This is a genomic window from Paenibacillus sp. JGP012 (assembly GCF_014203995.1).
Taxonomy (GTDB): domain Bacteria; phylum Bacillota; class Bacilli; order Paenibacillales; family Paenibacillaceae; genus Paenibacillus; species Paenibacillus silvae.
Genome location: NZ_JACHKG010000052.1, coordinates 15247 through 27158, shown reverse-complemented (window position 1 = coordinate 27158; position 11912 = coordinate 15247). Strand labels below are relative to the sequence as shown.

Below are 11912 nucleotides of genomic sequence, written 5' to 3'. Positions count from 1 at the left end.
GAAGACATTCGTTCCGAAATTCGGTACGAATGTCTTCTTTTCTGTAAACTAAATAACATCTGTAGAAAAACTGCTAGTTCTTCAGTGGCCTCTCAGGCAGAAAGGGTCTCTTTGTATTATGCCACTACTATTATAGTTGTTCTTTTATTTGCTCTTTAACTTCGTCTTTCATTTCTTCCCTGATCTCTTCTTTAGGAACAAGCTTATAAATTTCCTCATCCTCCATTGTATCAATAAGCCTGTCCAGCCAGCGGTAATATGCTTCCGCTTGCAGTACTTTGCGCTTATCCTCCGACAGTACATGCAACAGCTCGGCATCGCCCTGCTCATCCAGGTCTTTCACAATGCGATTGATTTCGTCAACGGATTTGCGCAGAATCTGAAGGTTGCTTTCCACTGCTTTTCTCCATTTAATCACGAAATAATCCGTAAAGGTCTGATGCCAGTCATACTCTACTTCATACAGATCTTTTCTGGAGCCTTTGCTCCACACCTTATTTACCATTTTCAGATCCAGCAGCGTGCGCACTCCGGTACTCATACTTGTTTTGCTCATTTCCATTTCCCGGCCCATATCATCAAGGGTCATCGGTTTGTCTGCGAAAAATAGCAATCCATATAAATGTCCCGTGGACAAGGTTACGCCGTATAGATCCATATTGCGTCCAATGGCCTCGATTACGCGTTTACGGATCTTCAGTACGGTAGCCTGCTGATCCTCTTTCAAATGGTCCAAGCTCATGCTTGCAACCTCCATTCTGACATTCCCAGTCTTGGCAAAAAAATTCCCGCATGTTCAAGTCTAGCTAATATACATGAGAAAGCTTCCGGCCGGACATCCTATATGCCAGGAAATCCTCTGTACCCAGATACTAAAATTGGGAACTTTACCATGCTTTATTTTGCCTACGATGATCTTTTAACCAAAAAAATAAGCTTTAATTCAGCTCATTTTCTATTGTAGGAAAAGCCATAATAAATGTAAAGATACCGAATCAGCCAGAATAAGGAGATAGATGGAGCATTTGAGAGGAAAACTTTGTACAGTTTTTACTGTATAAACATTATGTACTGTTTGTTCAGTTGATATACTGGTTAAGTACTGTTAGAATACAAACCGTTACCCAGAAAGACGGGAAGCGAAGCATGAATACCGGATTTCGTGGCTGGGCGCACAAGTGTATGGGCTTGTGACTGCTGAACGCCGTTCGAAGTGCAAAACACATCAGAAGGGGTGAAAACATGACCATACTTGAAGTAAAAAACGTAAGTAAACTGTTTGGCCCCCAAACCGAGCAAGGTCTGCAATTACTGGAGCAAGGTTGGGGCAAAGAAAAGTTGGCCAAAGAAAAACAGATAACGGTTGGTGTCAACCGGGTCAACATGGAAATCAAAGAAGGTGAAATTTTCGTCATTATGGGCCTGTCCGGTAGTGGTAAATCTACGCTGGTTCGGATGTTTAATCGTTTGATTGAACCCACATCTGGCGAAATTCTGGTCCATGGTAAAGATTTGCGTAAAATGAACAAAGAGCAGCTGCGTGAAGTGCGCCGGAAAACGATCAGCATGGTGTTCCAGAAATTCGCGTTGTTCCCGCACCGAACCGTTCTTGATAATGTGGAATATGGCTTGGAAATTCAAAAAGTAGATAAGGAAGTACGCCGGGAAAAGGCCAAGGCTTCTCTTGAGCTGGTTGGCCTTAAAGGCTGGGAAGACAAGATGCCTGATGAGCTGAGCGGCGGAATGCAGCAGCGTGTCGGATTAGCCCGCGCACTAGCGAATGACCCGGAAGTGCTGCTGATGGACGAAGCCTTCAGTGCACTTGATCCATTGATTCGCCGGGATATGCAAGACGAGTTGATTGAGCTTCAGGATAAAATGAAAAAGACGATTATTTTCATTACCCATGACTTGGACGAAGCGCTGCGCATCGGCGATCGGATTGCTCTTATGAAAGATGGTGCCGTTGTTCAGATTGGTACACCTGAGGAAATTATGATTCAACCGGCCAACCCGTATGTGGCCCGCTTCGTCGAAGATGTGGACTTGTCCAAGGTCCTCACAGCATCACACGTTATGCGCCGACCAGAAACGATTACACTTGATCGTGGCCCTCGTGTTGCTCTCGAATTGATGCGCGAACGAGGAATCTCGAACCTGTTTGTTATTGACCGTTCGAAAAAGCTGTTAGGTGTTATTACCGCAGAAGATGCAACCCGTGCAATGCGCGAAAATAAAGTATTAAACGACATTCTGATTACAGATGGGCCGACGGTGTCACCGGAGACCCTGATTCATGAATTGTTTGAAATTGTAAGCTCAGCCCATGTGCCACTCGCCGTTGTTAGCGAGACGGGTCGTCTGCAAGGTGTTATCGTTCGCGGTGCCCTGCTGGGTGCTCTAAGCGGTGAAGTTGCAGAAAAGGAGGAAGCTCTGAATGATTCCCAAAATACCACTAGCATCGTGGATTGAATCCATCGTTGACTGGATGAGCTCCTCGCTCTCCGGCTTGTTTAAAGTTATCTCTGTCGTTATTCAGGAAGTGGTCGGATTTTTCTCCGGGCTGTTTATGCTGCCTCACCCGATTCTGTTCATTGTTATATTAGGTGTACTGGCATTTCTGGTAGGCAGATTGCCACTTACCTTGTTTACCGTGATCGGTTTCCTGCTCGTAGATAACCTCGGCTACTGGTCCCAATCCATGGACACACTCGGTCTCGTTATTACGTCAGGATTAATCTCCATTCTGCTGGGCGTGCCTGTCGGCATCTGGCTGGCATACAGCAAAACTGCAGCACGCATTATCACACCGCTGCTGGACTTTATGCAGACCATGCCAGCATTCGTATATCTGCTGCCAGCAGTTACGTTCTTTAGTCTCGGCGTTGTTCCGGGCGTTATCGCCTCCGTAATCTTCGCGATCCCGCCAACGATTCGTCTGACACACCTGGGTATCAAACAGGTATCCAGTGAACTGGTGGAGGCAGCGGATGCCTTTGGATCAACTTCAGCTCAAAAATTATTTAAAGTTCAGCTTCCACTCGCGCTGCCAACCGTGATGTCCGGTATTAACCAGACCATCATGCTCTCCCTTTCCATGGTTGTTATTGCGTCCATGATCGGTGCACAGGGTATCGGTGCGGAAGTTTACCGTGCTGTAACACAGCTGCAGATCGGTAAAGGCTTTGAAGCTGGTCTTGCTGTCGTGGTGCTTGCTATCGTGCTTGACCGCTTTACACAAAACCTGTTTATGCCAGGCCGCAAAAAGACTTCACGTGTCTCAACCCGACAAAAGGCCTGGATTACTGCTGCAGCAACACTGCTTGTTCTTGTTGCCGGTTTCTCTCAATATTTCACAGGCAGCACAACATCTGCTGGCGGCAACAATGGGGCAGCGAATGCTGTAGGTGAAGAAGTCAACTATCAGATTATCGGTATCGACCCTGGTGCGGGCATTATGAAATCTGCAGCTAAAGCGATAGAAGATTATCAATTGTCCGATTGGAATCTGATTGAAGGTTCTGGCGCAGCGATGACTGCTACACTGGACAAAGCGCTCAAAAACAAGGAACCAATTATTGTCACAGGTTGGACACCTCACTGGATGTTCAACAAGTACGATCTGAAATATCTGGAAGATCCGAAGAAATCCTTCGGTGATGCCGAAGAGATTCATACGATTGCCCGCAAAGGTTTGAAGGCAGATCACCCTGTTGCTTACGAGTTCCTCTCCCGCTTCAAGTGGACCTCCGATGAGATGGGTGAGATGATGATTGCGATTCAGGATGGTACTTCTCCTGAACAGGCAGCCAAAGATTATGCCGAGAAACATGCGGACCAGATCGATGAATGGACCAACGGTCTGACTCCTGTGAACGGCGATACGTTTAAACTGAGCTACGTTGCATGGGATTCCGAGATTGCCAGCACCAATCTGCTGAAGTATGTGATGGAGACCAAGCTTGGCTATAAAGTCAATGCGCTTCAGGTCGAAGCAGGACCGATGTGGACTGGTGTCGCTTCAGGTGATGTCGACGCTTCTCCTGCCGCATGGCTGCCGCTGACACATGCTGATTACTGGGCACGTTACAAAGATCAGGTCGAAGATCTTGGAGCCAACATGACAGGTGTTCGCACAGGTCTCGTTGTTCCGAAATACATGACAAACGTAAACTCCATTGAGGACTTGGAAAAAGGTGCTTCTTCTTCCGATTCATCTGCTGCACCTGCGGCAAGTGCTAACATCGGAAACGAAGTAAATCATCAGATCATCGGTATCGATCCAGGCGCAGGCATCATGAAATCCACTGCCACTGCGATAGAGAAATATGGTCTGACGAACTGGAATCTGGTGGAAGGGTCCGGCGCAGCCATGACGGCTACGCTGGACAAAGCATACAAGAACGAGGACCCGATTATCATTACAGGCTGGACACCTCACTGGATGTTCAATCAATATGATCTCAAATATCTGGAAGATCCCGATAAAGTCTACGGTGACGCAGAAGAGATTCATACAATTGCTCGTAAAGGTCTGAAAGAAGATCATCCTGTCGCTTATGAGTTCCTGTCCCGTTTCAAGTGGACCTCCGATGAGATGGGCGAGATCATGATTGCCATCCAGGGGGGAACTGCCCCTGAGCAGGCCGCCAAAGACTATGCCGAGAAGCATAACGATCAGATTGATGAATGGACCAAAGGTCTGACTCCTGTGAACGGTGATACGTTCCGTCTTGGTTATGTCGCTTGGGACTCCGAGATTGCAAGCACCAATCTGCTAAAATATGTAATGGAAAACAAGCTCGGTTATAAAGTAACCGCGCTGCAAGTGGAAGCCGGACCGATGTGGACTGGCGTTGCTTCAGGTGACGTGGATGCCTCTCCGGCAGCCTGGCTTCCACTCACCCATGCTGATTATTGGGCGAAATACAAGGATCAGTTAGATGATCTCGGTGCCAACATGACAGGTGTCAAAACCGGTCTCGTCGTGCCAGCCTACATGGATGTTAAATCCATTGCAGATTTAAAAGATAATTAAGCTGGATTACATGATTACATGGTGTCCCCTGAGAAAGTTAAATATTTATTTAAATGCTTAAATGCTCTACTTTTTTCTTATTAAAATTGCCCCCTTCTCCGTATATATGGTGAAGGGGGTTTTTTGGTATGGTATTGTAAAAAAACGAGACGAAGAGGCTTGTAGGCCTGCTTCGTCTCGTTCCTAGTGGTTGACTGTACGTGATTGCTCTAATGTCTATCTCAATAACGTGTTTGTTCTCTGACTTTTTCATAGCTAATCTGCATTACTTTATTTCTTTTCCTGCGCTTTCACAGATTCAAAAATCTTTGGCGCTACGTCTGAATTGTTCTATGTAGATGCTGTCTGTTCGCGTCCCGCTCACATCTCTCCTCCAATCAGCAATAGTGTTACCCCGATGCCAATCATAACTACGCCCAACACACCATACACTACTCTCGCTCCTTGACGACCAATCGTTTTGACAAAAAGGCCAGCCCGGAAACTCTTCATAAACCAGTCCCAGTCATTGATTCCACCCAGCAAGCTGAAAATGCCCGCCGCTATAGCCAGTAAAGCAATAAACAGAGGTTGATCCTGCATATAAACCCTCCTTTCATGTATAATCGTGTACACTATACCTTCTCCCCTATCATCTGAACAGGAAATAAAAGTTAAAAACACACAGCTTACGCTTTAAGCACGCAAGCTGTGTGTTTCCAATCCATTATTTTGTTATGCCCTATGCCATATGCGATTATGGCTTGGTTTGCAGTTCATTTGCAGATATAAGCAATGTAACCACTTCTGCTCTTGTGGCTTGTGCCTGCGGGTTAAACTTGTTGTTCCCCGTTCCCTTCACGAGCCCGGCATGATATGCAGCTGCGATATAAGGAACGGCCCAGGCGGGTACTTGCTCCGCATCCTCAAAAATCAATGTTGACTTGGAGTCCAAAGGCAAACCAAGTGCCCGAACAAGCATTACTGTCATCTCAACCCGTGAAATTTTACCTGTAGAACGGAAGGTCTCATCTGTGTATCCACTGATAATGCCTTGTTCCACCGCCTGTGCAATAAAGCTTTGGGCCCATACTGGAATAGATGCTGCGTCTTTGAAGGACAGCGGCTTATTGCTGGCCGGCAGCTCGAACGCTCGTGCCAGCATAACAATAAATTCAGCACGTGTTGCCGGCATATTCGGACGGAAGTTTCCATCCTGATATCCCTTCACAATGCCTCGGGAGATTGCAACTTTAATGGCTTCCCCTGCCCAGTGACTGTCAATATCCTTCAATATTACAGCAGGGCTGGTCGGAACGGGATTCCCCCCGTTCCCCGGATTGCCCGGTGTCCCAGGTGTTGCCGGAGTTGTGCCTCCTGCACTGCCTGGGTTACCAGGTGTCGTTGGTGCGGGAGTGCTTGAACCCCCTCCATTATTTCCGCTTCCCGGATTGCTGCCATTATTACCTCCGCCGTTACCAGGATTGCTTCCATTCCCATCCTCCGGAAGCGAGGCACCTTTAAGATCAATACTGCGTCCCTCCGCAATCTGATTCACTATACCTGTCCGATCCAGATGTTCACGGAAAATTTCGTAATCCACCAGATTCAATTCGTAGAATCGTCCATCATTCTTCGCTTCTTTCATGCTGCGGTAAAAATCGCCGCCATTAGCCATAAATGAATTAGTTGCCACAATATAATATGCATTGGGATCGATATCCGTAAATGTACCATTCGCGTTCTTGATCTGCACTTTCATCACACGCTTGCCTTCCTGAGTTACGGTGTTCGTAGTGGAATCAATCTTTTCACCCGGCTTGGTGGAATCATAGTAGAAACGCATGCCAGATATTTGCGGGTAGCGTCCCTCTCCTGTTTCCACACCACTTACTCCGTTTTCAAGCGCAGCTGTAATTTCTTTGCCTGACATTTTAAGCGCGGTCAGATTATTTCCAAAAGGCATTACGGTCAACAAATCGCCGAGGGTAATGTCGCCTTGCTTGAATGAAGCTCGAATTCCCCCACCGTTCTGAATGGCTACATATCCTTTGACATCGTTCTCCTTCACAATGGATTTTACTTTTTCCAGCATGCCATCTGTCATAAAATTACCGAGATTGGTTTCCTGCTTGCGAACACTTCCGCGCTCCCCGTCCAGGAATACGTTTGTTTTACCGATGATATTTTTCTTGTACTCAGCCAAAGGCGCTGCAAATTCGCTTAATTTCGCCAAGGCTTGTTCATCATCTTTGTACGCAAACTCATTGTCTGCACCCTTCGCGTCAAGGTTCAGCAGCGTTCCATTCCAATTTTTCAAAATACCTGCTTCATTAAAAGTCACATCAAGTTTGCCCAGAGAAACATCATATTCCCCGGTTTGCACCACCAATGTCGGCTCTTGCTGAGCTCCAACCACAATCGGTTTCTTCAAAATAGTATGAGAATGTCCACCAACGATAATGTCGATCCCCTTTACAGCTTGAGCTAACTTCACATCCTCCGAGTAACCCAGATGTGTCAGTGCAATAATTTTGTTGATACCCTCCTGCTGCAGCATATGGACTGTTGCTTGTGCACTTTCCTTGTAATCCTTGAAATTCAGATCATCTCCTGGTGAAGACAGAGACACCGTGTCCGAGGTCGTCAAACCAAAAATGCCGACTTTTTCACCGTTCACTTCAGTAATAATTGCTGGATAAATCTTGCCTTGATCCCCCGGTTGTCCGATACTGGATCGATACAAGCTTCCGAGATGGCTATCCTTCGAGTAGTTGATATTGGCACTAACAAACGGAAATGCTGCTTTTTCAATGAATTCTTTTAGCACAGCAGGCCCTTTATCAAACTCATGATTACCAAAAGTCATCGCATCATATCCGACCATATTCATAAATTCGAGGTCGGCCAGACCGTTGAACAGATTGAAGTACAGTGTACCTGAAAATACATCACCGGCATCCAGCACAAGTGTGTGATCGTTGCGAGCTTCCTTAATAGCCGTTACACGGCGAGGGATGTTGTCCAGATGTGCATGTGTATCATTGGTATGCAGAACACGCAGCTTGAAATCACCAGCTTCAGCCGGTTCTCCAACACTCAGCTGCGCAAGCAGTGGATCATGGTCACTTACTCGACCATCTGCGATTTCAAAATCAGCATTAACGTGCACTACTTCAATAGCAGCCGTGTCCGACAGATGTTTACTCACCAGGATATGATCCAGCGTCTGGGAGTTGCCATCGTAAATGTAGGAATAACGTTGATTCTCCGGCAACTTGTTAACCAGATTATCAAGTTCGTTGCCTGCAACGATATTTAATGTGCGAGAGAACTGAAAATCGTTAAAATCACCAAGTACGGCCACATTGACTTCAGGATCTTTAGAGATCAGCTCTTTCACAAATCCATTCACAAGCGCGGCCTGCTTGGCCCGCTGTACCTCGCTGCTGCGTGCTGCAGGCTGGATACTGCCAAACGGCTTCAGGTCTCCGCCTTTTGAATTAAAATGATTGGCGATCACGACAACTCGTTCACCATTGAATTCAAATTCCGCTGCCAGCGGTTTGCGTGAGCTCGCAAATGCTTCATCCGCAGGAGCGATGCGTCCAGGATTATAAGACAAGCTTCCGTCAGCAGCCACAGCGACTGCTTTCGTCGAGTTCCCTTTGCCTATGCCTGCCGCGAGAGATACCCGGCTCGGCTGATATAGAAAACCCACACGAATGTTGGCTCCAGGCGCACCGCCATCCTTGTTATTTTCTGGAGAGATTTCAGCGAATTGATAAGTAGGCCCGTTATTCGCCTGAATCGCATCGATCAAGGTCTGAAAGCTTTCGTCGGCTCCTGTAGTACCCGTATCAGCGTCACCATCGTTATCCTGAACTTCCATGATGCCGATAATATCCGGGGCTTTCAGATGATCTACAATAATTTTGCCAATTTTCAAAGCCCGTGCAGAATCTTTCTTGCTGAAATTCTCCACGTTAAACGTGGCAATGGTCAGCTTGTCTTCAATCTTTTCAATGTGAGTTACCGCTTGCTTCATAGGGCTAGAAATAACGTTTGGCAGTGCGCCATCGGGATTAATCCTAAAGTTGCCGTTCGTGTACGTCATAACCCCAACTACGTTACCATCCAGCTTATCTCCGGTTTTGACAGCACTGGCAGGCTTTTTGCCAATAAATAACCGCTGCGGATTGAGATCACTTTCGAAATTACCTTTTCCGTTGTCAGTCAGAATAACGCCGCCTGCTGGGGTACGAAGCGGATTGTTGTCGCCATTGTCTACGACTACAGCAAGACCGGGTTGACTGGAGTACGGCCCTACAATTACGGGGGTTTCGAGCTCAACCCGCATGCCCTCCAGACTTTCATAAAAATCAATGGCATCCGTCTCCGGGTTGAATACCGACAACGAATCGCTGTCAATAATGGTCGGAATGATCCGCCCATTTTTCCCCAACTTTACAGGTGGAGGTAACGGTTGATCCACTGCTTCTACCTCAATGGCAGATGCTACGATTTCAGTCGTTGCCAGCTCTGATACCGATGCTGCATATTCCTTCACTTGACCCGAAACTTTAACTTTGCTGCCTGCTATCATGCCATGAGAGGATTTGTATACAAGAATACCCTCGGAAGTTTTGTCATCATTATCTTCCATCCCCGGAAGCTCTTGCATATAGAACGAATTTGCATTCACAACATACGTTACAATGCCTTCGACATTTTTCACTGCCATACCATCATATAAGGAGGAATGTGTTGCTCCTTGAATATCATGAATGCGAAGAGTGTCCAATTGCTGTACAACCTTGTAATTAAAACTGTACACTTCACTACTCTTCCCGTCAGATACAGCAATGGCTTTAACCAAAGTATCCTCATTCACTGTGACTGGGTGACTATACAGGGTGGAGGCTATCGTCGGATCACTGCCGTCCATTGTAAAATAGATATTTGCCCCTGCCATCGGTGATGACAGAGTGACACTCGAACCCTGCACAATCCCGCCTGAAGGCACACTGGCTGTTACAGAGAGCAAATTTTCGACAATGTCAGCCGAAGTACGAGGAATTAACTCCAGTCCATAACTTGTATGATAGGTCATGACTCCAGTGACTTTTTCATATTTATTGCCTATTTGGAGCGCAGCAGGGCTATTTTTGGCATAGATCGTGATCTCTCCGCCCTGCGCATCTGTCGCAAAAAAAGTAGAGCTGTTGTTTTTTGTTACTGTCACATCCTTTACTTCGACAATCATTCCTTCATATTTCCCTCCGGCTCCTTTGCCTCCTCCTGGCTTAGGTGCAAAGTCAGCTGATGTAAGCAGGACCGGGTCGGGCAGGCTTTCGTGTTTATTTAAAACTTTAATGTATCCTCCTGGAAACCCTGCTTTGTCTTTCTCTACTTGGAGCAATCCGTTATATATCGTAAGCGGGCCGTATGCTTCAATCTGGTCACCTGGCTCCACACTCGCATCGGTTCCGCGAATAACGATTCCTGCATTCTCATCTTGAATATACAGGTTGGCCATGCCGCCAGATTCTTCTCGATAAGTAACCACACCTCGAACCGTTACAGGTTCATTCTCCGACTTGTTGCGAGCATCAGAGATAGACATAGGTGTATTGTTGACTATGGTGTAATCCAGGATTGTATTTTCACTATCCTCCAGTCCTGCTTTGTGGGCGTATGCCTCAATGTGAGTAACATCATTAATCGGGATCGGCGCTGTGTAGGGAATAAATGCAGTCTCATCATTTAACTTGTAGGATATTGAGGCTCCAAAGGTCGTTGTCTGCAACGTAATCTGAGTTCCAGCGGGCACTGCACCTGATGAAGGGGTAGCCGTAACACTTGCCACTTTGGTTTCAGGGGTTTGATCAATCAGTTGGAATGTGGTTGAAGATGTACTTTTAATTCCGTTTACCGTGAAATAGGTTTCCAGTGATGCATTCGTGATTCTAACTTTGGAATGGTATAGAGAGGCATTGCTTTGTAATCCGAAAGTGCTGCGGGGTGCATTCGTAGGTATCTGTACAGGCATCATTTTAGTAATATCCGTTTCTTCAGGACGATCGGCCAGAGCGAAATTGGTATCCGATGTAAAAGGAGGATCAAGCTGAACGGATGATCCACTATTGTAGTAACCGACGACATATCCTTCAATTGTTGCTGTAGATTTGTCCGAATTCTGGGCTTGCGCCTCCGCGACAGTTAACGGCTCATCTGCTGCGTATGCCTTGCTGACGGATAACCCGGACGGAAATGCACCAGTCAGCAGCATCACCGTTGCCAAGAATACACTGAACCACCTGTTTATTCGCATACGATACATCCTTGATCTACCCCCAACCTTTAATTTTCCAATCATTTGTTCACAAAGCTTGTACATTAGTTCAAATATAAGATAACTGAACTTAAATTACATGTAAATAATATTTTTGCAAAATGAAAGAAAATAAAACATGCACCTAACAGAAAAACCGTGATTTATTAAAAATTATGCTTTTTTGCATGTTAACCAGGACTTTTAGCTGACTTTTTGAAGAATTCAATCCTTCCCACTGTGCCCCATATCCTATTTACGTCAATTTATATGACACATTATTCATTTGAAACTTACCTTTCGACACCATATCAGTCCTAACGCACATCAAGACGACGATCTGCTGGATCGCCGCATCTGAAATATTTTAGTCTTCCTTTTCAACCATCTTTCGTCATACGTCGGCAGATTGTCGTTTTATCACTTTTATTGTTCCTCCACTCCGTCGTTTACATAATTCACCTTCTGGTTATAGTGTAGAAAACTAATGTCAAACTTAGATATGCCCTTGATGAATTTGGTGTTAATCCTGATTAAGGGATTTACACAATGCAACATCAG

At 46.0% G+C, this 11912-nt stretch carries 5 protein-coding genes; 2 read left to right on the top strand and 3 right to left on the bottom strand.

Going from position 1 to position 11912, the window contains the following annotated elements; translation table 11 throughout:
* Positions 1-130: 130 nt before the first annotated feature.
* Entirely contained in the window at positions 131-742 is a 612-nt protein-coding gene (locus tag HNR77_RS29275; RefSeq protein ID WP_184191495.1) for a GbsR/MarR family transcriptional regulator, read from the bottom strand.
* Between the two features lie 500 nt (positions 743-1242).
* On the opposite strand from HNR77_RS29275, the gene HNR77_RS29270 reads away from it, so the two are divergent.
* Both HNR77_RS29270 and HNR77_RS29265 read left to right on the top strand, forming a co-directional pair.
* Entirely contained in the window at positions 1243-2472 is a 1230-nt protein-coding gene (locus HNR77_RS29270) for a quaternary amine ABC transporter ATP-binding protein (protein WP_184191493.1), read from the top strand.
* Positions 2438-5038, top strand: coding sequence for a glycine betaine ABC transporter substrate-binding protein (locus HNR77_RS29265; protein WP_184191492.1), 2601 nt, complete (start codon positions 2438-2440; stop codon positions 5036-5038). Before HNR77_RS29270 ends, HNR77_RS29265 begins: the two co-directional genes overlap by 35 nt.
* A gap of 360 nt (positions 5039-5398) precedes the next feature.
* Here HNR77_RS29265 and HNR77_RS29260 read toward each other — a convergent pair whose 3' ends face one another.
* Both HNR77_RS29260 and HNR77_RS29255 read right to left on the bottom strand, forming a co-directional pair.
* The gene (locus tag HNR77_RS29260; RefSeq protein ID WP_184191490.1) at positions 5399-5620 is read right to left on the bottom strand and encodes an immunity 17 family protein; all 222 of its coding nucleotides are present in this window, start codon (positions 5618-5620) and stop codon (positions 5399-5401) included.
* A 154-nt stretch (positions 5621-5774) separates the two neighbouring features.
* Positions 5775-11351: an S-layer homology domain-containing protein gene (locus HNR77_RS29255; RefSeq protein WP_184191488.1), complete on the bottom strand. Its 5577-nt coding sequence runs from the start codon at positions 11349-11351 to the stop codon at positions 5775-5777.
* Positions 11352-11912: the final 561 nt, after the last annotated feature.